This is a genomic window from Eubacterium segne, assembly GCF_014287775.1.
GTDB lineage: Bacteria > Bacillota > Clostridia > Lachnospirales > Lachnospiraceae > Eubacterium_G > Eubacterium_G segne.
In genome coordinates this window covers 331,409-357,417 of sequence record NZ_JACOOZ010000002.1, presented here as the reverse complement: position 1 = coordinate 357,417, position 26,009 = coordinate 331,409, and the positions used below count along the sequence as shown (strand labels likewise).

Here is a 26,009-nt window from a genome sequence, read left to right as displayed (position 1 = left end):
AAGTGAGTGCGATTAGTGCAACAGATATAATCTCTATTATACAAAGTGAAATCGAAGGTTTTGATTTCAACGAAAATGGCGAAAAAGAAACAGGAACCGTTATATGGGTAGGCGATGGTATTGCAACCATATATGGAATCGAACATGCCATGTATGGTGAGATTGTTGTTTTTGATAATGGAGTAAAAGGAATGGTTCAGGATATCCGTCAAAATGAAATCGGATGTATTTTGTTTGGACGTGATACGGGAATCAAAGAAGGAACTAAGGTAGTAAGAACAAAGAAAAAAGCCGGAGTTCCGGCAGGAAAAGGTTTTATAGGCAGAGTTGTAAATGCATTGGGAGAACCTATTGACGGAAAAGGAAACATAGAAGAAGAGGCATACATGCCGGTGGAAAATGAAGCTCCCGGCATTGTAGAGCGTAAATCAGTAGATACACCAATGGAAACAGGAATTTTGTCCATTGACTCAATGTTCCCTATTGGACGTGGTCAGAGAGAGTTGATTATCGGTGACAGACAGACAGGAAAAACATCCATTGCCACAGATACCATAATCAATCAGAAGGGCAAGGATGTTATATGTATATATGTTGCCATTGGACAAAAGGCATCAACTGTAGCAAAGATAGTTTCAACGTTAGAAACTCATGGGGCAATGGATTATTCCATAGTAATGTCATCTACAGCCAGTGATGCAGCATCATTACAGTACATAGCACCATATGCAGGTACAGCCATGGCAGAGTATTTTATGCATCAGGGAAAAGACGTACTTATTGTATACGATGATTTATCAAAGCATGCGGTAGCATACAGAGCCATATCATTATTGTTAGAGCGTTCACCGGGACGTGAGGCATATCCGGGAGACGTATTCTACCTTCATTCAAGATTGTTGGAGCGTTCAAGTAAGTTAAGTGATGAATTAGGTGGCGGTTCCATAACAGCCCTTCCTATTATTGAAACTCAGGCAGGAGATGTGTCAGCATATATTCCTACAAACGTTATTTCAATTACTGATGGTCAGATATTCCTTGAAAGCAACTTATTCTTCTCAGGTATGAGACCGGCAGTAAACGTTGGCCTTTCCGTATCCCGTGTAGGTGGTGCGGCACAGACTAAGGCAATGAAGAAAGCAGCAGGAAGCGTAAGAATTGATTTGGCACAGTATAGGGAAATGGAAGTGTTTACCCAGTTTTCATCAGATTTGGACGAAACTACAAAGAAACAGCTTAATCACGGAAAAGCTCTTATGGAATTATTGAAGCAGAAGCTGTGTAAGCCTTATTCATTACATGAAAAGGTTCTTATACTGCATATGGCAAATAATGGAGTTTTTGATGATATTCCAACTGATGAAGTTAAGTCATATTGCGGAGAAGTATTAAATTATATTGATTTGAAGCATCCGGAAATTTCAGAGGAAATAGAGACCAAAAAAGATTTATCAGATGAATTGTCAAAGGCAATATTAGCAGCAGCTGATGAATATAAGGCTACTAAGTAATTGATGGATTTTTGAAGTAAGAGAGGTCAGAAATGGCAAACACAAAGGAAATTCAGGAGAGAATGGCGAGTATCAATGATACACTTAAAATAACAAATGCAATGTATATGATTTCCTCGTCAAAGTTAAAAAAATCAAAGAAAATGCTGGAAGATACGGAACCTTATTTTTACGCGTTACAGTCTCAGATGGGGCGAATTTTAAGACATGTTCCGGATATGGAAAGCATATTTTTTAGAACAAGTGAAAAAAGTCCTGAAGAAAAGAGAGCCGGGTACATTGTTATTACGGCGGATAAAGGACTTGCAGGTTCATACAATCATAACATATTAAAAATTGCAGAAGAACATCTGAAAAGTCAGAAGAAGCACAAGCTTTTTGTACTGGGAGAGGTAGGAAGGCATTATTTTGAAAAAAGAGGATGCCATATTGATAAGCAGTTTCATTACACAGTTCAGAATCCTACCTTAAACAGGGCAAGAAACATTACGGAGGAATTACTTCTTTCATATATAAAGGGTGAACTTGATGAAATATATATTATATATACAAAGATGGTTAGTCCCATAAAGGAAGAGGCGGAGCTTTTACAGTTACTTCCTCTTAAAAAAGCAGACTTTCAAGTTCAGATTCCGGCAGGAATACCTATAGAGCAGGTATCCTTCAGACCATCGCCGGAGGAGGTTATGAACAGAATTGTTCCAAGATATATTGAAGGTTTTGTATATGGTGCTTTAGTTGAAAGTTATTCCTGCGAACAAAATGCAAGAATGATGGCTATGGAAGCTGCAACTAAAAGTGCTAAAGATATGTTGCATGAATTAAGTATTTTATACAATCGTGCAAGACAGGCTGCCATTACTCAGGAAATTACCGAGGTAATAGCAGGTGCAAAGTCTCAGAAAAAGAAAAAGTAGCATAATACATAGAATTTATCTACAGTTAAGATTCATAAAATGGAGGAACATTTTATATGGAAACAGGAAAAATAGTACAGGTTTTAGGTCCTGTTGTGGATGTTGTCTTTGAAAACGGAAAGCTTCCGGCAATTAAAGATGCATTAGAAGTACAAAACGGTGACAAAAAATGTGTTATGGAAGTGGCACAGCATATAGGAAATGATGTTGTACGTTGTGTAATGTTAGCGTCAAGTGAGGGACTTTCAAGAGACATGGAAGTAGTGGCAACGGGAAGTGGTATAAAGACACCTGTTGGTGAAAAAACATTAGGTCGTCTCTTTAACGTATTAGGAGAGGCAATAGATGGTGGCGAGCAGCCTGACAGTGAAGAAAAATGGGTAATTCACAGAGAAGCACCTAGCTTTGAAGAACAAAATCCTGCACAGGAAATATTAGAGACAGGAATTAAGGTTATTGATTTGTTAGCACCATATGCAAAAGGTGGTAAAATCGGTTTGTTCGGTGGTGCCGGTGTTGGTAAGACAGTGCTTATTCAGGAACTTATCAGCAACGTAGCAACTGAGCATGGCGGATATTCCATATTCACAGGTGTTGGAGAAAGATCCCGTGAAGGTAATGATTTGTGGACAGAAATGAAAGAGTCAGGGGTTCTGGAAAAAACAGCCTTAGTGTTCGGACAGATGAACGAGCCACCTGGAGCACGTATGCGTGTTGCTGAAACAGGACTTACAATGGCAGAATATTTTAGAGATGTGGAACATCAGAATGTATTATTGTTTATAGATAATATTTTCAGATTTACCCAAGCGGGTTCAGAGGTATCAGCCCTTTTAGGACGTATGCCGTCAGCGGTAGGTTATCAGCCAACCCTTGCCAATGAAATGGGTGAACTTCAGGAAAGAATTGCCTCTACAAAGAATGGTTCAATTACATCAGTACAGGCAGTATATGTGCCGGCTGATGACTTAACTGACCCGGCACCTGCTACAACATTTGCCCATTTGGATGCTACAACAGTTTTATCAAGAAAGATTGTTGAACAGGGTATTTACCCGGCAGTTGATCCCTTGGAGTCTACATCACGTATATTAGAGGAAGATATTGTTGGAAAAGAACATTATGATGTAGCACGTAAGGTTCAGGAAATTCTTCAGAAATACAAGGAATTACAGGATATTATCGCAATTCTTGGTATGGAAGAGTTATCAGAAGATGATAAAATGCTTGTATATAGAGCAAGAAAAATCCAGAAGTTTTTGTCACAGCCATTCCATGTGGCAGAAAACTTTACAGGGGTTAAAGGTGTATATGTTCCTCTTAGCGAGACAATAAAGGGCTTTAAGGCTATAATTGACGGCGAGATGGATGAATATCCTGAGAATGCATTCTTTAACGTAGGAACTATTGAAGATGTAAAGAAAAAAGCTGAAAGTATGGCTGAATAATGTTACAAAATTGGCTTTTGATACTCACATCATAATACATTGTTTTCAAATGAAAACGGAATGGGGTAACATATGGCAACAAATACATTTAATTTAAATATAATTGCCGCAAACAGAGTGTTCTTTTCGGGAAAATGCTCATCGGTTATTGTGCCGGCACATGACGGTCAGGAAGAAATTATGGCACACCATGAAAATATGGTAAGTGCCGTGGAAAATGGAGTCTTGAAGTTCAAAAAAGACGGAGAAAAAGACTACGAAACAGTTGTAGTTGGTGCAGGCTTTGTTGAAACCATAAATAACCGAGTTACGGTTTTGGTGGAAACTGCAGAGAGGCCGGAAGAAATCGATAAGGTAAGGGCTGAGGAAGCAAAAGAAAGAGCTCAGGAGCAATTGAGACAGAAGCAGAGTATCCAGGAGTATTACCACTCCAGAGCATCTCTTGCAAGAGCAATGACAAGACTTAAGGCTACAAGCGGTAAATAATTTACGAATGAAATGATATAAAGAATTAATTTAGCAGTTGGAGTGTTAATGGTGAAATATCCATTAAATACCACAACTGCTTTTTTTATAAAAGTTGAAAATAACGTGGGAACACATTGAAAAAAGAAACAATTATAAAATTAGAAGCCTTTAATAAGAAAAAACAACATTATATAATTTAAGTATATTATTATCATAAGAGAGGAGAGTTGTTATGAAGAATAGAATATTGGCTTATATAGTAATTATTGCCACGGTTTTTCAGATGTTTTCAGGGATATCCCATGACTTTAAAAGTATGAATGTAATGGCGGATGAAAATGAATTATCACAACCGAAAATGGTTGATGGTACATATCAGATTTCAAGTGCAAAGGAATTAATGTGGGCAAAAGAAAATCCCGGTAAGGACTATATACTTACTAGTGACATTGATTTATCAGGATATGAAAATTTTCAGGGAATTGGAACTGAAACAGAACCTTATTCAGGGGAATTTAATGGAAATGGACATTCTATAAAGATAGGAATTAACAGGACGGATTCAACGGAGGAGATAGAGAAAATAGGCCTGTTTAATTATGTTTCAGGAGAAATACATAATTTGGTTGTTACAGGAAGTATAAATGTTTCTGTGGCAGGTGGATATGTAGGAGGAATTTCAGCTGTACTATCAGGAGGATATATATATGACTGTACAACGGATGTAGCAATTAATGCCACAGGAACGAAAGAGGCGCTAAATGTAGGTGGAATAGCAGGAGGTGTGAAAAATGAACAAAAGGAAAGTACCATTGAAAATTCTGTGAATAATGGTGAGATAAATGTTAATGCCATGTCAGCCCAAAGAGGGGAAAATGATTATAACAACGGTACATCAGGAGCTGTTGGAGGAATAGTAGGGTTAGTGGTTGCTAAAAGTGGTGTTAAAGTAGCAAGAACCATTAATAATGGTGAGATTATTGTAAATGGCGGTAAGGACAATATAGGTGGAATTGTGGGACAAACTTCCGTTAATGAAAATTCTACATATGTTGATATAAGTTATTGTGCCAATAAAGGTAATATAGAGGTATATAAAACAGAAGGGGAAAGAGCAGCAGGAATTATAGGATATGTTAAGAGTGGAAAAATAAGATATTGTTACAATGTGGGAAATGTAGTGGAATACACTGATAATGGAAATACATTGGCAAGAAACGGATATGGAAATTATTTTGGAATATTTGGTTATGCAAACCTGTCATCTGATAACAAGTTGTCTGTATTATATTGCTATAATGCCAGTGAGAAAAAACTTGAGGCAGAAATATGTGTAGTTAGAAATCCTTCTAATGGAGAATTTAAAAATTTCTATATGTCAGGCAGAAGTGAATATGAAACAGAATTAAATAGTAATGCAACAGCAGGTACAGCAGGAGAAACATTTCAAAATTCAACTGAATTGTATAATAAAATAACAGCTTATACTGAGGGTGCAAGTGCCTATAGGAAAAACAGTCAGGGGGGTTATCCGGTGCTTTATTTTGAAAAAAACGCTGTATATGAAAGCAATCCCACAGATAATGATACAGTAGATGTTAAGTTAGAAAATATGCCAAAATACATTGACGGAGTGGTTTCTGATAACATTTATAATTGTGGCCCGGGTATGGCAAGTGATGAAAATGGAACCACATCAGAGGATGCAAAGATGGTTGTAATAAAAGATACAAGTAGGAGCACTTTTGAGGATTATGTAGACAAGTTAGTGTGCAGAGGGTACGGGAAAACGAGCAAGAGAGAGATGGAAAACAATATGTATTATACTTTAACTAAAGCTGGACGTATATACTATATATATTATACTTATAGTAAAAATGAAGTAAGGGTAATATGCGATTATGCTTCAAATACATTGCTTTCAAACATCAGCACAAAACTGACAGGTGACAGTGAAACAGAAATGTATATGTATAGCATAGATTACACTAAAGGAGAATCAACTACCAGTGTAACGGATTACTGGCAGATAGATTGTGGTATGATGTTTATAATAAAGCTGGCAGATAACAGTCTGTTCTTAATTGACAGTGGACATGAAAGGCAGTCATCAAAGGAGGCAATGGCAGCTGAACTTAATTTTATGAGAAAAATAACAAATACCTCCGAAAATGATAAAGTTAAAATAAGAGGATGGTTTTTCTCACATGCCCATGGAGATCACGTTTTTGGGGCACATCAATTTGTAACAATGTATCATGACTACATCGATGTGGAAAGTGTGTTGTTTAATTTCCCGGCATATGGAGTCGTAGGTGGTTATGATGGGGGAACCTTTAAAATGAAAAAGGCATTTAACACATATTTTCCAAATGTTAATCATGTATCTCTTCATACAGGACAGAGGTTTTCAATGCAGGGGGTTAATTTTGACGTAATGTGTACTCATGAAGATTGGGTAAGTACTGATGGAAAAACCACTTTAGGCGGTGACATGAATACAGCATCCACAGTGCTTAAGATTACAATAAACGGAAAAAGTCTTATGTTGCTAGGGGATATTAAAAAAAGTGACCAATTGGAAAAAATGTACGGAAATGAGCTAAAAAGTGATATGGTTCAGGTTGCCCATCATGGATATAACCGCCTTACATCTTTATATAAAGCCATTGGTGCAAAATATGCTATATGTCCTAATTCGGAAGAAAATGCAGGGCTTAATAGCGGTAACAAACAAAAATTGCAGGATATTTTAGATGCAGGTGCAACTAAAGCAATATTTGCAGGGGAATATACCTACAAAATAACAACAGATAACGGAATACAAATGAGTACCTATGATAATTATAGAAAAGAGCTGGGAATAGATTTTGATGCACCAGGTGGTAATTTAAGCGAAGTAAATGGGAAAAATGCCGTAATAGGAAGGGATAGTGATATTGAAAAGGGAAAAAAATTAAGAGATGAGTTAATAACAGTGTCTGTAAATGGTTCACCGGTATCATCAAAGAATGCAGGAAATGCCATAAGAACAGAAAATGCATATATGGCATTTGACGGTTCAACATCCACGAAATATTGTACGGAAACCATACCGGCAAATATAAAGTGGAAGACAACTAAACCGGTTTCCATAGATGAATATGTTTTATATACTGCAAATGACACACAAAATAATCCTGGAAGAAATCCCGTAAAATGGATATTAAAGGGTTCAAATGATGGAAAAAACTGGAATATAATTGATGCTGTGTCAGATGGAAATTTACCGGCTAAAAATTATACAGGAACTATTTTTAAATCAAAGAATCCGGGAAAGTATTGCTATTTCGCAATTTGCTTTTTGGAAATAAACAGTGGAAACATATTACAGTTATCAGAAATTGAACTAATAGAGAATCAGCAGCAAAACATATCAGATAAGGTTAATGTTCAGGGATTTCAGATTAGCAATGTATTAAAGGGAATTAGAACAGTATCCACCGTGGAGCCGCAAATAGACGGCATGGAAGTGATTGAATTTGGCAACGTTTACGGTGTAGATGAAAATGGTGTAAGTGAAGATGATATGTATGTTGGAAGTGAAAGTAAATATATTTCCACAGTGAAGGCAACAGAAAATGGAATTATTAATAAACAGTATTCATCATCTGAAACGGCTGTAAATTATGTTATGACAATGTGTGACAACGGAACAACAGTGGCTGCATATACAAGAAAGTATTATGTAAGAGCTTATGCAAAACTATCTGATGGTAGTTACCTTTATAGTAAAGTATATAGTTATTCCATATATGATGTGGCAAAAAAACTATATGATAATGCATTAATGTCTACATATGCAGGTCACAGGTATTTATATGAGGATATATTAACAGTTGTTGATAGTAATTACAAAGAAGTAAAGTATAATTGGGGAGGAACTATAGCAAGATAAATAACAAAAAAAGTGGTATAATGAAGTCATAAAAATTAAGGGAGATAAGTTATGACCGATATTAACACAGATACAATAAAAAACATGATTAACCTGGCAATAGAGCAGATAAAATATTCATACGCCCCTTACTCTGATTTTAAGGTAGGAGCGGTGCTCATGTCAAAAACAGGAAAGTTATACACGGGATGTAATATTGAAAATGCAGCATACACTCCTACAAACTGTGCTGAACGTACGGCATTTTTCAAAGCCATAAGTCAGGGAGAAAGGGAGTTTATGGGAATATGTATTGTTGGAGGAAAAGGAGGAAAAATAGAAGAGATGACAGCACCCTGTGGCGTTTGCAGGCAGGTGATGATGGAATTTTGTAATCCTGAATCATTTGAAATAATATTGGCAGTTAATGAGAATAATTATAAAATATTCAAATTAAAGGAAATATTACCCTTGGGATTTGGCCCTGAGAATATAAGGAGGAAACAAAAATGAAGAGAGTGTTTTTAATTGTTTTAGACAGCTTTGGAATAGGGGAGGCACCGGATGCTGATAAATTCGGAGACGTAGGAGCCAATACTCTTAGAACCATAAGTGGCAGTCCTAAATTTAACTGCCCCAATATGACTAAACTTGGATTGTTTAATGTTGAAGGTACGGATTATAAGGAAGGCGTTGAAAATCCAATAGGAATGTATGGAAAAATGCAGGAAGAAAGCATGGGAAAGGATACTATTATTGGACACTGGGAATTAGCAGGACTTGTAAGTCATAAACCTATGCCAACTTTCCCACAGGGCTTTCCGGATAGTTTTGTAAAAGAATTTGAAAAGAAAACAGGAAGAAAATGCTTATGCAACAAGCCATATTCAGGAACGGAGGTAATAAAGGATTATGGTGAGGAGCATATGAAAACGGGAGCGTTGATTTTGTACACCAGTGCAGATAGTGTGTGTCAGATTGCAGCTAATGAGTCGATAGTTCCTGTAGAAGAATTATATGAATATTGCCGTATGGCAAGAGAAATGCTAATAGGAGATATGGCTGTGGGAAGAGTTATTGCAAGACCTTTTGAGGGTACGAATAAGGATGATTTTAAACGTACCACCAGACGTCATGATTTTGCATTGTCTCCATTTGCGGATACAATGCTTGACAAGATAACTAATTCCGGAAAAGAAGTTATAAGCATTGGAAAAATTGTTGATATTTTTAATAACAGAGGAATAACTAAATTTTATCGCACCACAGGAAATCAGGAGGGAATGGAAAAAATCGCTCAGGTTGCAAAAGAAGATTTTAACGGCTTGTGTTTCCTTAATCTAGTTGACTTTGATATGCTGTATGGTCACAGAAGAAATATTGAAGGTTACGCTAATGCGGCAACGGAGTTTGACAGATTTTTAGGTGGATTTATGGAACAGTTAAGGGATGAGGATTTGCTGATAATTACAGCCGACCATGGCTGTGATCCGGCGTTTACAATGACTACGGATCACACAAGAGAATACGTTCCTTTGCTAATTTACAATAAAAATATTAAACCGAAAAATCTTGGAATAATAAAGGGATTTTCTTATGTTTCAAAGGTAGTATGTGAAAGTCTTAACATTTAAAAAAATAACACTGAAATAAAAATATTACACCTTATATAATCATAGTATCTGGTATAAGATAAAGCTATATTGAGGTAGCATAAAGGGTATAAAATATTTTGGAAAGTGGAGTAAAGTAAAAACGGTAAAAGTTAAAAAGTAGTAATTTCATCATATTGAAACTGTCATGTTGATAAATAAAAATGTCCCATGGCAGTTTCTTTTTTTGTGCAAAAAACTATTGACATATTATGGCATATATAATAATATAACATATGAACAATGGTTCATATGTTTAAAAGAAAGGAATGATACACAGAAGTATCAGGTAAATCATATGGAAGAAAAGTTACAGAGTTGTGGAGAGCATCATCACCATGATGATGTGGTAGAAAGCAGAAGCTTAAATATGCCGGACGAAGGTATGCTTTGTGATTTGGCAGAATTTTTTAAGGTGTTTGCCGACTCCACCAGAATTAAAATTTTATATGCATTGTCAGAAGGTGAGTTGTGCGTATGTGATATTTGGCAAAGTTTAGGACTTACACAGTCAGCAGTATCACATCAGCTTAGAATTTTAAAACAGATGCGGTTAGTAAAGTACAGAAAAGAGGGAAAAACTATATACTATTCATTAGATGACGGACACATCCAGTCCATATTAAATCAGGGCCTAGAACACGTTATGGAGTAGGAGGAAACAAAATGAACGGAGTTCATTTTCTATAAATGTTTCCGACGAAATGCCGCTGACCGAAGGGAGGGGGCGCTACAATAATTAATTAGGAGGAAGGACAATGAATTTATATGACAAAATAATAAACAGAAAAAATGAACGTAGTCATGAAGGTGGAAGTGCTAGTCACAGCCATGATGACCACTGTTCATGTGGTCATGACCATGACCATGAACATCATCACGATCATAATCATTGCTCATGCGGTCACGATCATGATCATCACGGACATAGCCATGGATGTGACTGTTGCGAAGATGGTGCAGAAATTGACTTAAGAAAAACAGTAGCGGGAGTTGTGGTATTTTTAATTGCCATGGTGATATTTCATATTCCGGGATTGTTTAAAACCATAGACATTGACATGGCACAGCTTATAACATATCTCCTTATATATCTTTTAACAGCAAGAGATATTGTATTAAATGCCATAAAAAATCTTTTTAAAGGAAAAGCTATGGATGAGCAGTTCCTTATGACGGTATCAAGTTTGGGAGCATTTTTCGTAGGACAGTATCCTGAAGCATGTGCCGTAATGTTATTCTACATGGTAGGTGAATTATTCCAGGATTACGCCGTTGATAAATCAAGAGATTCCATTACAGATTTAATGGATATCAGACCGGATTATGCAAATCTTTTAAAGAAAGATGGCTCATATGAAAAAGTATCACCTGACAAAGTAAAAATAGGTGATACAATCATTGTAAAACCGGGAGAAAAGGTTCCTCTTGACGGTGTGGTTATAAGTGGTCAGGGAAGTATTGATACATCATCTCTTACAGGAGAAAGTCTTCCAAGAGAAACGATGGCAGGAGATGATATAATCAGTGGTTCAATTAGTATAAATGGAGCCCTTACAATTAAAGTAACAAAAGAATTTGGTGAATCAACAGTTTCAAAGATACTTGAATTAGTTGAACATGCAAGTGGTAAGAAAGCAAAAACAGAAAGATTTATTACAAGATTTGCAAAGGTGTACACACCGATTGTTGTTGCATGTGCAGTGGTATTAGCTATAATACCTCCCCTTGTTGTAAGCTTCGTATTAGGTGGAAACATTGCTGATTTTGCCAAAACATGGCAGCCATGGATTTACCGTGCTTTAACATTTTTAGTTGTATCATGTCCTTGTGCCCTGGTAATATCAGTACCCCTTAGCTTCTTCGCAGGAATAGGTGCTGCATCTACTAAAGGTGTTCTGGTAAAGGGAAGCGATTACTTAGAAAAAATATCAGGATGTGACACAATCGTATTTGATAAAACAGGAACTTTAACAAAAGGAATTTTCAAGGTTAGCAAAATAAACTCAAAGTTGTCCGATTTAGAATTTTTAAAGGCGGCAGTTATTGCGGAAATATATTCAAATCATCCTATTGCAAAATCATTAAAGGACGCATTGAAGATTACTGATTCAAAAGCCTACTTTGATATTGAGGCAAGACAGAATGAAATTTCCATAGAGGAAATACATGGAAAAGGCATAAAAGCACAGTTAGACGGAAGCACTATTCTTGCAGGAAATAAGAAACTTATGGATCAGTTTGGTATTGCCAGTGATAATGCACAAGGTGCAGCAACGGTTGTATATGTAACTGTTGACGGACAATATTTAGGATATGCCCTGATTGAGGATCAAATTAAGGAAACATCTAAGGAGACAATTAAGAAATTAAAGGAATTAGGTGTTAAAAAGACGGTAATGCTTACAGGTGACAGAAAAGAAATCGCAGACAGCATTGCTAAGGAATTAGGAATTGACGAAGTTCATTCAGAATTACTTCCGGCAGACAAGGTATCTCATGTAGAGAAACTTTTAAAGGAGAGCAAAACATTGGCATTTGTGGGAGATGGTGTAAATGATGCACCGGTTCTTGCCAGAGCAGACGTGGGAATTGCCATGGGAGCCATGGGAAGCGATGCTGCAATTGAAGCGGCGGATATTGTATTAATGGATGATAATCCGAAAAATATTACAAAGGCAATTAAAATATCAAGAAGAACCCTGTCTATAGCAAAGCAGAATATTATCTTTGCATTAGTAGTAAAAGTTGCCGTTCTTGTATTAGCGGCAGTTGGTATAGCAACTATGTGGGCTGCAGTTTTTGCAGATGTAGGTGTTTGTGTACTGGCAATTTTAAATGCAATGAGAACAGCTAAATAATTAGTCAGAATATAACAGGAATGGCTGCATTAGATTTATGTCTAAATGCAGCCATTTTTGAATATGATAATTAATAAAGACTAATAATGGTAGAAAATGAAAAAAACGACGGTTGTAATTGTAACAGAAGTAATTATTTTATGCATTTTAATAATATGTTTTATTTTTGGAAAAGTACCTGATAATAAGGAATCCGTAAAAACCAGTGAAGCAAATTTAAATATAAGTGACATGAAAGGTACCATTCCAAGGGTGGCATTAACATTTGATGACGGACCAAGCACAAAATATACGGAAAAACTATTAAAAGGACTAAAAAAAAGGGGAGTCAAGGCAACATTCTTTCTTACAGGAGAGAGGATTTCTTATTCTGAAAAGATAGTGAAGCGAATGAAAAAAGACGGGCATGTAATTGGAAATCATACGTATACCCACATAGATTTGGCAAAAACCGGATATAATGAGGCAAAAAAAGAAATTGAGGATACCAATAATGCCATTAAGGAAATAACAGGAGAAAAGCCTAAGTTTTTAAGACCTCCCTACGGGGACTGGAATGAAAAACTGTTAGAAGAAACAGATATGTCAATTGTGCTGTGGAGCGTAGACCCGGAGGACTGGAAGGATAGAAATGCAGATGTTGTGGCAAAAAGAGTGATTAAAAGCACCCGCCCCGGGGATATAATATTGTTACATGATATTTTTGGAACATCTGTTGATGCAGCACTTAAAATTGTGGATGAACTACAAAGTAAGGGATATCAGTTTGTGACGGTGGACCAAATAGAGGATTCTAATTTAATAAAAAAACAAGTTGTGGAATAATCAGTGGGATGTTATACTTTACGGGAGATTTTAAATAAAAACTTAAGGAGATATAAATATGTTTGGAGCAGTTATTTATAAATATTTAATAGTTTTCCTGGTATCTATGGTGCCAATTGTTGAACTTAGAGGAGCCATTCCCATAGCAGCAGGAATGGGGCTTCCAATGGTTACATCTTACATTATCTGTGTTATTGGAAATATGCTTCCGGTACCTATAATATTTTTGTTTGCAAGAAAGGTATTAATATGGGGAGCAGATAAAAAATATATTGGAAAGTTTTTCTCATGGTGCATAGACAAAGGTGAGCGTGGAGGGGAGAAGCTTAAGTCAAAGGCAGGAAGGGGACTTTATGTTGCCCTTATGTTATTTGTAGGAATACCTCTTCCGGGAACAGGTGCATGGACGGGAACATTGGCAGCAAGCTTCTTAGATATGGATTTTAAAAAGAGCGTAATAGCCTGCATGGGAGGCGTACTTTTAGCAGGTATAATAATGGGAGTTTTAAGTGCCTTGGGAGTGTCGGCATTTAGTGCTACAGTTTAAGAATGGAGCGTTGTATGGCAAAGAAACAAATGAATTACGACTATATGTATAAAGGACAGAAGAACATCACTAAGGGAACCACAGATGGGAAATACACCCCGGGAATGGTTGGAAAAATAACCATGGCAATAACCATTCCATCAGCCTTAATTGCGTTTATTTCAGTAATGATGGCAATTTCTGGAATACAGCAGGCTATATTAGTAACAATAGTTACGTTTATAATATCCTTTGTGGGAAGCATAGTTTTAGCAATTGACATTGTAATATTTAACAGAAAAGAAAGAAAAAAATATAAAGACACGGAAACACCTAAGGGACCGGATATAATGAGGATACTACATTTAATTATAGGAGTATTTGTGGGCATCATTATAGGATACCTCCTTTGGGGAGCCAAAAACTAAATGAACGAAGTTCATTTTTATAAATGTTTTTGGCGAACTGCCGCCGAATGAAATGAGGGGGCAACACAATGGAGCCAAAAACTAAATGAACGAAGTTCATTTCTATAAATGTTTTTGGCGAACTGCCGCCGAATGAAAGGAGAAGTTTAAATGGATACATTACCCAAAGACCCGGTTATGCTTTTAAGCGTTGTAAATACCAATTTAAGAGATTTTTACGGAAGCCTTGATGATTTTTGCAGGGCAAAGGATGTGGATAAAAGTGAGATAGAAGAGAAACTGGAAAAAATCAATTATAGCTATGATGCCACATCAAATCAGTTTGTATAAAATATAATGGTAAGTTTGATAAAACCCCGTTAATATGATATGATAATTTAGTTGTAGATTATTTATCAATATAACGAGGTTTTTTATTATGAAATGGAATAAATACACTTTAAAAACAACCACTGAAGCTACAGATTTTGTCAGTGGTATTATGATAGAATTAGGAATTAACGGAATACAGATAGAGGATAATCTCCAGATCACCCAGGAGGAAAAGGAGAAAATGTTCATTGATTATCTGCCGGATTTGCCGGAAGATGACGGTGTGGCATATATCAGTTTTTATACGGAAGAAAATGCTGATGATGAAAATGACGAAAATCTCTTAGAAAGTTTAAGGGAAAAGTTAAAGGAAGCAAACGGTTTTATTAATATAGGTGAAGGAAGCATAGAAAAATCCACTACAGAGGACGTGGACTGGGTTAATAACTGGAAAAAATATTTTAAGTCATTTACGGTAGGTGATTTTTACATTAAACCTACATGGGAGAGTGTAGATGAAAAGTGTTCCCATATGCAGATGATTGAAATTGATCCGGGAACAGCTTTTGGAACAGGGAAACATGAAACAACACAGCTTTGCATTAACCAGCTTACAAAGTATATAAAAGCCGGTGATGAAGTATTGGATTTAGGCTGTGGAAGCGGCATATTATCCATTGTTGCAAAGAAGTTAGGGGCAGGACATGTGGATATGACAGACATAGACCAGGCTGCAATAGATGCTGTGTATGATAATTTTAAGGTCAATAAAATCCCTATGGATGACGTTGAAGTTATATTAGGAAATGTGTTAGATGATGAAAAAATGCAACAAAAATTTGAAAATAAAAAATATGATGTTGTGGTGGCAAATATTTTGGCGGATGTTATTATTCCAATTGCCGGTATTGTGGATAGATTTTTAAAGGATGGAGGAATATTTATTTCCTCAGGAATTATTTATATGAAGGAAGAAGCAGTAAAGGAAGCGGTGGAAAATAACAGAGGATTAAAATTAACAGATGTAGTTAAACAAGGCGACTGGCGGGCTGTTATGGCAGAAAAAAGGTAGAGAAATGTATAGATTTTTTGTTGAGGAAAACCAAATCGGTGAGGACAGAATTACCATTACGGGAAAAGATGTAAACCACATAAGAAATGTTTTGAGAATGAGTGTGGGAGAGAAGGTTTTAATAAGTAATGGTATGGACAGGGAATATGTATGCTCCATAGATAACATTTTAAAGGATGAAGTTCAGGTTATAATAGAAGATGTAAACGGTCCTGCAAGGGAACTTCCTGTTAAAGTTACTTTATTTCAGGGACTTCCAAAGTCAGACAAAATGGAAACGGTTATTCAAAAAATGGTGGAGTTAGGGGCATATGAAATAGTTCCTGTTGCCACTAAAAGATGTGTTGTTAAGTTAGATGCAAAAAAGGCGGAAGCCAAAACAAAAAGGTGGAATCTTATAGCGGAAAGTGCCGCAAAACAGTCAAAAAGAGGAATTATCCCCAAGGTTTTACAGCCGGTGTCTTTTAGTAGGGCGTTGGAAATGGCAAACAACATGGATATGATTCTGATTCCTTATGAAGAGGCTGAAAATATGGATATTACAAGGGATATAGTTTCAAAAATAAAAAAAGGCATGTCTGTTGGAATTTTCATAGGACCTGAAGGAGGGTTTGCACCGGAAGAGGTTTTAGAGGCAGCAGAATATGGTGCAAAGCAAATAACTCTTGGAAAAAGAATTTTAAGAACGGAAACAGCCGGTATGACAATTATGTCGGTAATAATGTATTTGACGGAAGAATAGTGAGGAAACACAAATGGAAGCGTATTTCGACAATTCAGCTACTACTAAAGTAACTGAAAATGTAAAAAATATAGTTGTAGATGCAATGACAAAGGATTATGGAAATCCATCTTCTATGCATATGATAGGCGTAGAGGCAGAAAAATATATAAAGGATGCTAAAGACTGTATTGCTGATATTTTAAAGGTAGATAGCAAGGAAATATATTTTACATCCGGTGGAACAGAATCCAATAATATGGCAATAATAGGTTCTGTTGAGGCAAATAAAAGAAGTGGAAATAAGGTAATTACCACAAAGGTAGAACATTCTTCCGTGGCAAATCCAATGAAGTATTTAGAAAAAATGGGATATAACGTAGTATACCTTCCTGTGGATGAATACGGCGTGGTGGATTTAGAGGCACTAAAAAAAGAGATGAGTGAAGACACAATATTAGTGTCAATAATGTATGTAAATAACGAAGTTGGTGCCATAATGCCAATTCACGAAATAGGAAAATATATAAAAACAGTAAATCCAAAGGTGGTTTATCATGTGGATGCCATTCAGGCCTTTGGCAAAATGGAAATTAGACCTAAAAAGGACAACATTGATATTTTAACCGTTAGCGGACACAAGATACATGGACCTAAAGGAAGCGGTTTTATTTATATAAAGAAAAATACTAAAATCAATCCTATAATTTTAGGAGGGGGGCAGCAGGAAGGCATGCGTTCAGGAACGGAAAATGTTCCGGGAATTGCAGGAATAGGTTTAGCGGCAAAGGAATGTTATGATAATTTAGAAGAAAACGTAAAAATCATGACAGACTTAAAAGACTATCTTATTGATAAATTAAGCGGCATAGAAGGTGTTACAATAAACAGCAGAAAGGGAGATAAAGGTGCTCCCCATATTGTAAGTGCAAGCTTTTCAGGGGTAAGAAGTGAGGTATTGTTACACGCTCTTGAAGATAAAGGAATATATGTGTCAGCAGGAAGTGCCTGCTCATCTAACAGACCTGCCGTAAGTGAAACATTAAAGGCAATGAAGGTAGATAAGGATTTATTAGGTTCCACCATAAGATTTAGTTTTTGCAGATTTAACACAAAGGGAGAAGTAGATTATGCAGTGGAAGAAATAACAAAGCTTCTTCCGGTTTTAAGAAAATATGTAAGGAGATAAAGGAAATGTTTAAATCATTTTTAATAAAGTATGCGGAAATCGGGGTAAAGGGAAAAAACAGATTTTTGTTTGAAGATGCTTTAGTTGACAATGCAAGAAGGGCATTAGATAAAGTTGACGGTGATTTCAAGGTCACAAAGGAATATGGAAGAATATATGCAACAGCTGAAAACGACTATGATTTTGATGAAGTTGTTGATGCTCTTAAGCACGTATTTGGTATTGTGGGAATTTGTCCTATGGTACAAATTGAAGATAACGGATTTGAGGATTTAGCAAATCAGGTTATAAAATATATTGATGAAAATTATGAGGATAAGAATTTTACATTTAAGGTTATGGCAAGACGTGCCAGAAAAAATTACCCTATGAAGTCAATGGAAATTAATGCGGAAATGGGAGGAAGAATTCTAGAGGCATTTCCTGAAACAAAGGTTGACGTTCATAACCCTGATGTGATTTTAACCATTGAAATTAGAAATCATATAAATATTTATTCAAAAATAATTCCGGGACCGGGAGGAATGCCGGTAGGAACAGCAGGAAAGGCAATGCTTTTGTTGTCAGGAGGAATTGACAGCCCGGTAGCAGGATGGATGACTGCAAAGCGTGGTGTAGTAGTGGATGCAGTATACTTCCATGCACCTCCATACACATCTGAAAGAGCAAAACAGAAGGTAGTGGATTTGGCAAAAATCGTATCTGAATATTCAGGACCAATGAAGTTATATGTAGTTAATTTTACAGATATTCAGATGTATATATATGATAAATGCCCTCACGATGAACTGACTATTATTATGAGAAGATATATGATGAGAATAGCTGAATATTTTGCAAAGGAAGAAGGAGCACAGGCATTAATTACCGGTGAGTCGATAGGACAGGTGGCAAGCCAGACCATGCAAAGTCTTGCAGCAACAAATGAGGTATGTACACTTCCGGTATTCAGACCTGTAATAGCTTTTGATAAACAGGAAATAGTAGATGTATCATTAAAGATTGGAAGCTATGAAACATCAATACTTCCGTATGAGGATTGCTGTACAACTTTTGTGGCAAAACATCCGGTTACAAAACCTAATATTAATGTAATTAAAAATTCAGAAACTCATTTAGCTGAGGAAATAGACAGAATGTTTAAGGAAGCAATTGACACAGTAGAAGTAATAGAAATTAACAACTAAAAAAAGACACAAAAAAAAGTGGCTGACTAAAAAATTAGCCGACCACTTAGGCTTTATTCGTATTTTTTTAGAACTTCAAGGATTTCATCAAGATTGTCCTCGTTATGTATATTTAAATCAATTGGTTTTGACAAATCAAGACTGAAGATGCCCATAATAGATTTTGCATCTATAACATAACGTCCTGAAACCAAGTCGAAGTCGTTATCAAATTTTGTGATATCATTTACAAATGATTTAACCTTGTCGATAGAGCCTAAATTAATAGTAACTGTTTTCATATTTGTACACCTCTCTTTTTTTATCTCTTTCCTTTACATAATAGCACGGATTTAACATTTGTTCAATGAGAACAAATAACAAAATTACAATTAAATATAGGTTAAATTAGTGTAAATTTGTATAAGGTGCAGAGGCTTTAAAAAGAAAGGTTTAAAATAAAATATTTGGAGATTAGAATGAAAAAGGTAGCATTACACAACTTAGGATGTAAGGTAAATTCTTATGAAACAGAGGCAATGTCCCAGCTCCTTGCAAATGCAGGGTATGAGATAGTTCCTTTTTCTGAGAAAGCCGACGTATATATAGTAAATACATGTTCTGTAACTAATATGGCTGACAGAAAATCAAGACAAATGCTTCATAAGGCAAAGAAAATGAATGAAGGTGCCATTGTGGTGGCAACAGGCTGCTATGTGCAGACAGCCTCTGAGAAAATTGCAGAGGATTTGTCCATAGACATAATTGTGGGAAATAACAAAAAGAAAGAAATTGTGGAAATATTACAGGAATATTTTAAGGAACACAAAAAGAATTATATTATTGACATAAATAAGACTGATGAATATGAGGACTTGGAAATTGCCACTGTTACGGAGCATACCAGGGCTCATTTGAAAATTCAGGACGGATGCAACAATTTCTGCTCATACTGCATTATTCCTTATGCCAGAGGGCGAATAAGAAGCAGAAAAATGGATAGTATAAAAGATGAATTGGAAAGATTGGCAAATAACGGATTTAAGGAAGTTGTGTTTACGGGAATTAACTTAAGTTGTTATGACGATAATGGAAAGAAATTAATAGATGTAATAGAATTAGCTGAAAATACAGAAGGAATTGAACGTATAAGATTAGGCTCCCTTGACCCGGAAGTGGTAACGGAGGAATTTGCCCACAGATTATCAAAAGTTACAAAAATCTGTCCTCATTTCCATTTGTCCATGCAAAGCGGATGCGATACAACGTTAAAAGCCATGAACAGACATTACACATCAGAAGAATATTATAACAAATGCATGCTTCTCAGGGAGAAATTTATAAATCCCGCATTTACCACAGACGTAATTGTTGGGTTCCCGCAGGAAAGTGATGAAGACTATGCAACAACAAGAGAGTTTGTAAAAAAAGTAGGGTTTTCAGAACTTCATGTGTTTAAATATTCAAGAAGAGACGGAACTGTTGCGGCAAAAATGATAGGACAGGTAGATGAAACCATAAAATCAAAGAGAAGCGAAGATTTGATTTCAGTGGGAGAATCTTTAAAAGAAAACTACAGAAAAGAAAAAATCGGGGAAAAAGTATCGGTGCTTTTTGAGGAGGAAAAGGAAATAAATGGAATAAAATATCAGGTAGGTCACACTAAAGAATACATAGAGGTGGCTGTGGAAACTAAGGAAAATCTGGCAGGAAAAATAGAAGAAGTTTTCCTTAAAGACTTTATTGATAATGAAATAATGCTTGCCACTAGGAAAGTTTTATATTAAAATTATAATATACTGCCATTAAAAGGCAAAAAAAGGACGTGATAAGATGAGCAATTTAGGCAATACACAGTTTTTTAGAGTTCAGCCTGAAACTAAGTTAGGCGTGGAAGAGATTTTCGAAAAGGTATATGAGGCATTAGCTGAGAAAGGATATAATCCGGTAAACCAGATAGTGGGTTATATTATGTCCGGAGATCCGACTTATATTACAAGTTACAAAAATGCAAGAAGTCTTATTATGAAAGTCGAGCGGGATGAGCTCATAGAAGAGGCTGTAAAATATTACATTAATAATAAATTAAAATAACTGCGTTGAAAAAAATGTAGCTTTAGTAGCCATGCTCTTTTTTAGGTAAAGTGCGTAAAATAAAAGATTAAGGGTTAAACTATGAGAATAATGGGATTAGATTTCGGTTCAAAAACAGTGGGAGTGGCTGTAAGTGACGAGTTAGGTCTTACTGCTACGGGAATTGAAATAGTCAGAAGAGATTCGCCAAATAAGTTAAGGAAGACTTTGGCAAGAATTGAAGCACTTATTAATGAATATAATGTTGATAAAATCGTGTTGGGTTACCCGGTTATGCTAGACGGCAGCGAGGGAGAAAGAGTGGAGAAAACAAAAGAGTTTGCAACTATGTTACACAGAAGGACTAACCTTGAAATAATATTTCAGGACGAAAGGCTTACCACGGTGGAAGCCTATGAGATTATGGACTTAGCAGGTATTAAAAGGGAAGACAGATATAAATATGTTGACCAGGTTGCAGCACAGGTTATTTTAGAGGATTATTTAAACAGCAATAATTAGTTTTAGTTTAAATCAGTTTTAAGGAAAAATAGTTAGAGGTATTTTATTTAATGGAAGAAAAGATTGTTTTTATTGATGAAGACGGAAATGAAGTAGAAATGTATGTGGTTGAGGAAACCAGAATTAATAATGTTAATTATCTTCTTGTTACGGAAGACGAGGGAGACGAAGAAGAGGCTGAGGCTTATATCTTAAAGGATATATCAAAGGAAGAAGATGAAGAGGCAGTTTATGAAATGGTAGTTGAAGATTCGGAAATAGACTATATAGGAAAAGTATTTTCTGAACTGTTAGAGGACATAGATATTTCAAAATAGGATATTTATTAGAAGGGTAAATTTGAGATAATAAGGAGAAAAAATAATAGATGAGTGAAAATTCAAATATAAAAATTATTCCACTGGGAGGTCTTGAACAGATAGGAATGAACATGACTGCCTTTGAGTACAATGGCAGTATTATTGTTGTGGATTGCGGTTTGTCATTTCCTGATGACGATATGTTGGGAATTGACTGTGTAATTCCAGACATTACTTATTTAAGAGAAAATATTGATAAGGTTAAGGGTTTTGTAATAACCCATGGACATGAAGACCACATTGGAGCATTACCATATGTATTAAAGGAAATTAATGTTCCTGTATATGGAACAAAGCTTACCATAGGAATTATTGAAGGAAAATTAGAAGAGCATGAGCTCCTTGATGTAGTTAAGAGAAAAGTTGTAAAATTCGGACAAAGTATACATTTAGGAGGTTTCAGAATAGAATTTATCAGAACAAACCATAGTATAGCAGATGCAGCAGCATTGGCTATTCATACGCCGGTAGGGGTTATTGTACACACCGGAGACTTTAAGGTTGATTATACACCTGTATTTGGTGATGCCATAAATCTTGCGAGATTTAGTGAACTGGGAAAACGTGGAGTTTTGGCACTTATGTGTGACAGCACTAATGTTTTACGTCCGGGCTTTACACCGTCAGAGAGAAAAGTAGGAAAAACATTTGATCATATTTTCGCAGAACACACTAAAAACAGAATTATTATTGCTACATTTGCATCTAATGTGGACAGAGTGCAGCAGATTATAAATACGGCATGCAGATATAACAGAAAAGTTATTGTTGAAGGAAGAAGTATGGTAAATATTATTTCCGTAGCAAGGGAAATGGAATATTTAAAGATTCCTGACAATACACTAATCAGTATAGAAGAAATGGAAAATTACACTGATGACCAGTTAGTTCTTATCACTACAGGAAGTCAAGGTGAGTCCATGGCAGCTCTGTCACGTATGGCAGCATCTCTTCACAGAAAGGTGCGTATTAAACCAAATGATACCATAGTATTTAGTTCAACACCTATTCCGGGAAATGAAAAAGCCGTGTCAAAGGTTATGAATGAATTATACCAGCAGGGGGCAGACGTTATTTTTCAGGACACTCATGTTTCAGGTCATGCATGCCAGGAAGAAATTAAGCTTATGTATGCTTTGATTAAGCCTAAGTATGCCATTCCGGTGCATGGTGAATATCAGCACTTAAGACAGCACGGACGTTTGGCACAGGATATGGGAATACCAAAGGAAAATGTGTTTATTATGGAATCCGGTGATGTTTTAAGCATTGGTAAGGATAGTGCAGGCATTACAGGAAGAGTTCCGGCAGGTTCCGTGTTAGTTGACGGATTAGGAGTAGGTGACGTTGGAAATATTGTTCTTCGTGACAGACAAAACCTTGCAGAAAACGGAATAATAATAGTTGTTCTTACACTGGAAAAATATTCAAATCAGATTCTTGCAGGACCTGATATTGTAACCCGTGGATTTGTTTATGTAAGGGAATCTGAAAACCTTATTGAAAATGCAAAGGAAGTAGTAACACAGGCACTTTTGGAATGTCTTGAAGGCAGAAATGTGGACTGGGGAAAAATCAAAATGGTTGTTAAAGACAGTCTTGGAGAATATTTGTGGAAGACCATGAGAAGAAGTCCAATGATTCTGCCAATTATAATGGAAGTTGAATAGTCAGGAGTTTATATGAATAATAGGAAAACTTCACAGGGCTTTGCCAATGTATCAATAAAGATGCTTAAATATATTGTAATGGTTATTATAATTGTGGTATGTGCCACAGCAGCCTTTAATTTTGGCTCAAAGATATTTAACAGCAATGGTGTTGAGGAAGAGCCGGGAACGGACATGACCTTTACTGTTGACAAAGGCACAACCATAAAGCAGTTTGGCAAAACCTTGGAAGAATATGGAGTAATAGAAGATGCAAATGCTTTTGTGGTACAGTCATATATTTATACTGTAAAAACCATAAAGCCCGGAACCTATACCTTTAACACTTCATGGACAGGGGAAGAAATTTTTAAAACCATAAGCGCAGGTCCGGAAGAGAATAAAAAGGAAAATACAACTGAACAAGGGGAAGATGCACAGTAATTGCCCTGTATTATGGAGGATAATATGATAGTAAACGAAAGGATAGTATCATATATACATTCATTAGAAAAAACAAACAGCGAAGTTTTGGAAAAAATTGAAGAACAGGCACATATTGATAACGTACCTATTATAAGAAAGGAAATGGAAAGCTTTCTAAGGGTAATGTTATACATTAAAAAGCCGAAAAGAATATTAGAGCTGGGTACCGCAGTAGGGTACTCAGCCATTTTAATGAGTGAATGTATAGATGAAGACGGGAAAATTATCACAATTGAAAATTATGAAAAAAGAATTGTGGAGGCTAAAAAAAATATAGAATTGTCAGGAAAAGGACAGATTATTGAACTTCTTGAAGGCGATGCCACAGAGGTTATGAAGACTCTTCCGTCACAACAGTTTGACTTTGTATTTATGGATGCAGCAAAGGCGCAGTACATTTACTTTTTGCCGGAGGTTTTGCGTCTGATGAAAAAAGGAGCAGTTCTCATTACAGATAATGTATTGCAGGAAGGAGACCTTATTGAGTCAAGATTTGTGGTGGAAAGAAGAGACAGAACCATTCATAAAAGAATGAGGGAATACTTAGAAGTAGTAAAAAATCATGAGGAATTAGAGACAAGTATTGTTCCAATAGGTGATGGAATAACAATATCTGTTAAAAAATAGAAGACAGGAGTGTTTTAATATGAGAAGAAAACCGGAATTGTTAGTGCCTGCCAGCAGTCTTGAAGTGTTAAAGACAGCTGTAAGGTATGGTGCAGATGCAGTATATATTGGTGGTGAAGTTTTCGGCCTTAGGGCTAAGGCTAAAAATTTTTCTTTAGAGGAAATGAAAGAAGGAGTGGATTTTGCCCATGAGCATGGAGTGAAAGTATATGTTACGGCAAATATTTTGGCTCATAATGCGGATATTGGGCCGGTTAAGGTATATTTCAATGATTTAAAGACAGTTAAGCCGGATGCACTTATTATTTCTGATCCGGCAATATTTACCATAGCCAAGGAAATTCTGCCGGATATGGAGCTTCATATAAGTACTCAGGCAAATAACACTAACTATGGAACATACAATTTCTGGTACAATTTAGGTGCAAAAAGAGTGGTTTCCGCCAGAGAATTGTCCCTTAATGAAATTAAGCAGATAAGGGAAAATATTCCTGATGATATGGAAATTGAAACCTTTGTCCATGGAGCAATGTGTATTTCCTATTCAGGCAGATGCCTTCTTAGCAGTTTTATGACAGGAAGAGATGCCAATAAAGGAGCCTGCACCCATCCGTGCCGCTGGAAATACGCAGTGGTTGAAGAGTCAAGACCGGGACAGTACATGCCGGTGGAGGAAAATGAAAGAGGCACATATATATTTAACTCAAAGGATTTGTGTATGATAGAGCATATTCCTGAATTAATTGATGCAGGAATAGACAGCTTTAAAATTGAAGGAAGAATGAAGACAGCTTTGTATGTGGCTACAGTTGCAAGAACTTATAGAAAAGCAATTGATGATTATTTAGAAAGCCCTGACAAATACAGGGAGAATCTTCCGCTTTACAGAAAATGGATTTCCCAGTGTACTTACAGACAGTATACTACCGGATTTTTCTTTGGAAAGCCTGACGAAACAACTCAGATATATGATAACAACGTATATGAGAGAGATTATGTATATTTAGGAATTGTAAGGGAAGTTTCAGACAATGGTGAATTTGTTCTTGAACAGAAGAATAAATTTAGTGTTTCGGAAAAAATAGAAGTAATGAAGCCGGATGGAAGGGACATAGAGGTTAATGTTATTTCCATAAAGGATGAGGAGGGGAATGAAATGGAAAGCTGTCCTCACCCAAAGCAGAAGTTATTGGTTAAATTAAGTGAGACTCCTGAAAGGGGAGACGTGCTTAGAGTAAAAGAGTAGTAAAATAAACCTGTAAAGACATGCACGGGAAATGG

26 protein-coding genes are annotated in these 26,009 nt (G+C 36.1%); 25 read left to right on the top strand and 1 reads right to left on the bottom strand.

Annotation, left to right across the window (positions count from 1 at the left end; all coding sequences use genetic code 11):
* The first annotated feature begins 2 nt into the window (after positions 1-2).
* The 17 genes from atpA (at position 3) to thiI (ending at position 19,033) form a co-directional block, all read left to right on the top strand.
* Positions 3-1,511, top strand: coding sequence for a F0F1 ATP synthase subunit alpha (gene atpA / locus H8S00_RS04020; protein WP_021952723.1), 1,509 nt, complete (start codon positions 3-5; stop codon positions 1,509-1,511).
* 32 nt (positions 1,512-1,543) lie between these two features.
* On the top strand, positions 1,544-2,428 hold the full coding sequence (gene atpG / locus H8S00_RS04015) for an ATP synthase F1 subunit gamma (protein WP_118588790.1): 885 nt from the start codon (positions 1,544-1,546) through the stop codon (positions 2,426-2,428).
* 56 nt (positions 2,429-2,484) lie between these two features.
* On the top strand, positions 2,485-3,876 hold the full coding sequence (atpD, locus tag H8S00_RS04010) for a F0F1 ATP synthase subunit beta (protein ID WP_021952721.1): 1,392 nt from the start codon (positions 2,485-2,487) through the stop codon (positions 3,874-3,876).
* A 72-nt stretch (positions 3,877-3,948) separates the two neighbouring features.
* Positions 3,949-4,362, top strand: a complete 414-nt coding sequence (gene atpC, locus H8S00_RS04005) for an ATP synthase F1 subunit epsilon (protein WP_021952720.1) — start codon at positions 3,949-3,951, stop codon at positions 4,360-4,362.
* 214 nt (positions 4,363-4,576) lie between these two features.
* A complete protein-coding gene (locus H8S00_RS04000) occupies positions 4,577-8,281 on the top strand; it encodes a ComEC/Rec2 family competence protein (RefSeq protein WP_186840022.1) in 3,705 nt (1,234 codons plus the stop codon).
* Between the two features lie 51 nt (positions 8,282-8,332).
* Positions 8,333-8,773, top strand: coding sequence for a cytidine deaminase (gene cdd / locus H8S00_RS03995; protein ID WP_118588793.1), 441 nt, complete (start codon positions 8,333-8,335; stop codon positions 8,771-8,773).
* Positions 8,770-9,894: a phosphopentomutase gene (locus H8S00_RS03990; protein WP_186840021.1), complete on the top strand. Its 1,125-nt coding sequence runs from the start codon at positions 8,770-8,772 to the stop codon at positions 9,892-9,894. Before cdd ends, H8S00_RS03990 begins: the two co-directional genes overlap by 4 nt.
* Positions 9,895-10,210: 316 nt before the next feature.
* Positions 10,211-10,567 carry an ArsR/SmtB family transcription factor gene (locus tag H8S00_RS03985; RefSeq protein ID WP_021952717.1) on the top strand — a complete coding sequence of 119 codons (357 nt, stop codon included), beginning with the start codon at positions 10,211-10,213 and terminating at the stop codon, positions 10,565-10,567.
* A 103-nt stretch (positions 10,568-10,670) separates the two neighbouring features.
* Positions 10,671-12,773, top strand: a complete 2,103-nt coding sequence (locus H8S00_RS03980) for a heavy metal translocating P-type ATPase (RefSeq protein ID WP_243169547.1) — start codon at positions 10,671-10,673, stop codon at positions 12,771-12,773.
* Positions 12,774-12,869: 96 nt separating this feature from the next.
* Positions 12,870-13,598, top strand: coding sequence for a polysaccharide deacetylase family protein (locus H8S00_RS03975; protein ID WP_021952715.1), 729 nt, complete (start codon positions 12,870-12,872; stop codon positions 13,596-13,598).
* A gap of 58 nt (positions 13,599-13,656) precedes the next feature.
* Positions 13,657-14,145: a COG2426 family protein gene (locus H8S00_RS03970; RefSeq protein WP_021952714.1), complete on the top strand. Its 489-nt coding sequence runs from the start codon at positions 13,657-13,659 to the stop codon at positions 14,143-14,145.
* A 14-nt stretch (positions 14,146-14,159) separates the two neighbouring features.
* Positions 14,160-14,552 carry a hypothetical protein gene (locus tag H8S00_RS03965; protein ID WP_021952713.1) on the top strand — a complete coding sequence of 131 codons (393 nt, stop codon included), beginning with the start codon at positions 14,160-14,162 and terminating at the stop codon, positions 14,550-14,552.
* Positions 14,553-14,702: 150 nt separating this feature from the next.
* On the top strand, positions 14,703-14,882 hold the full coding sequence (locus tag H8S00_RS03960; protein ID WP_021952712.1) for a DUF4250 domain-containing protein: 180 nt from the start codon (positions 14,703-14,705) through the stop codon (positions 14,880-14,882).
* Positions 14,883-14,970: 88 nt separating this feature from the next.
* Positions 14,971-15,936 carry a 50S ribosomal protein L11 methyltransferase gene (prmA, locus tag H8S00_RS03955; protein ID WP_186840020.1) on the top strand — a complete coding sequence of 322 codons (966 nt, stop codon included), beginning with the start codon at positions 14,971-14,973 and terminating at the stop codon, positions 15,934-15,936.
* A 4-nt stretch (positions 15,937-15,940) separates the two neighbouring features.
* Positions 15,941-16,678, top strand: coding sequence for a 16S rRNA (uracil(1498)-N(3))-methyltransferase (locus H8S00_RS03950; RefSeq protein WP_186840019.1), 738 nt, complete (start codon positions 15,941-15,943; stop codon positions 16,676-16,678).
* A 13-nt stretch (positions 16,679-16,691) separates the two neighbouring features.
* The gene (locus H8S00_RS03945) at positions 16,692-17,846 is read left to right on the top strand and encodes a cysteine desulfurase family protein (protein ID WP_186840018.1); all 1,155 of its coding nucleotides are present in this window, start codon (positions 16,692-16,694) and stop codon (positions 17,844-17,846) included.
* Positions 17,847-17,851: 5 nt separating this feature from the next.
* Positions 17,852-19,033 carry a tRNA uracil 4-sulfurtransferase ThiI gene (thiI, locus tag H8S00_RS03940; RefSeq protein WP_186840017.1) on the top strand — a complete coding sequence of 394 codons (1,182 nt, stop codon included), beginning with the start codon at positions 17,852-17,854 and terminating at the stop codon, positions 19,031-19,033.
* Between the two features lie 53 nt (positions 19,034-19,086).
* Here the strand turns inward: thiI and H8S00_RS03935 are convergent, their stop codons facing one another.
* Complete coding sequence (locus H8S00_RS03935; protein ID WP_021952707.1) at positions 19,087-19,314, bottom strand: HPr family phosphocarrier protein; 228 nt, start codon at positions 19,312-19,314, stop codon at positions 19,087-19,089.
* Between the two features lie 177 nt (positions 19,315-19,491).
* On the opposite strand from H8S00_RS03935, the gene mtaB reads away from it, so the two are divergent.
* The 8 genes from mtaB (at position 19,492) to H8S00_RS03895 (ending at position 25,974) form a co-directional block, all read left to right on the top strand.
* Positions 19,492-20,799 carry a tRNA (N(6)-L-threonylcarbamoyladenosine(37)-C(2))-methylthiotransferase MtaB gene (mtaB, locus tag H8S00_RS03930; RefSeq protein ID WP_021952706.1) on the top strand — a complete coding sequence of 436 codons (1,308 nt, stop codon included), beginning with the start codon at positions 19,492-19,494 and terminating at the stop codon, positions 20,797-20,799.
* A gap of 46 nt (positions 20,800-20,845) precedes the next feature.
* Positions 20,846-21,106: an IreB family regulatory phosphoprotein gene (locus H8S00_RS03925; RefSeq protein ID WP_021952705.1), complete on the top strand. Its 261-nt coding sequence runs from the start codon at positions 20,846-20,848 to the stop codon at positions 21,104-21,106.
* A gap of 81 nt (positions 21,107-21,187) precedes the next feature.
* Positions 21,188-21,607 carry a Holliday junction resolvase RuvX gene (ruvX, locus tag H8S00_RS03920; protein WP_021952704.1) on the top strand — a complete coding sequence of 140 codons (420 nt, stop codon included), beginning with the start codon at positions 21,188-21,190 and terminating at the stop codon, positions 21,605-21,607.
* Between the two features lie 50 nt (positions 21,608-21,657).
* Positions 21,658-21,924, top strand: a complete 267-nt coding sequence (locus H8S00_RS03915) for a DUF1292 domain-containing protein (protein WP_021952703.1) — start codon at positions 21,658-21,660, stop codon at positions 21,922-21,924.
* Between the two features lie 50 nt (positions 21,925-21,974).
* Complete coding sequence (locus tag H8S00_RS03910; RefSeq protein ID WP_021952702.1) at positions 21,975-23,636, top strand: ribonuclease J; 1,662 nt, start codon at positions 21,975-21,977, stop codon at positions 23,634-23,636.
* A gap of 12 nt (positions 23,637-23,648) precedes the next feature.
* Positions 23,649-24,059 (top strand): endolytic transglycosylase MltG, encoded by a 411-nt coding sequence (locus tag H8S00_RS03905; protein ID WP_021952701.1) that lies wholly within the window; start codon positions 23,649-23,651, stop codon positions 24,057-24,059.
* 24 nt (positions 24,060-24,083) lie between these two features.
* On the top strand, positions 24,084-24,728 hold the full coding sequence (locus H8S00_RS03900; protein ID WP_186840016.1) for an O-methyltransferase: 645 nt from the start codon (positions 24,084-24,086) through the stop codon (positions 24,726-24,728).
* A gap of 19 nt (positions 24,729-24,747) precedes the next feature.
* Positions 24,748-25,974 carry a peptidase U32 family protein gene (locus H8S00_RS03895; protein WP_186840015.1) on the top strand — a complete coding sequence of 409 codons (1,227 nt, stop codon included), beginning with the start codon at positions 24,748-24,750 and terminating at the stop codon, positions 25,972-25,974.
* The last annotated feature ends 35 nt before the right edge of the window (positions 25,975-26,009 follow it).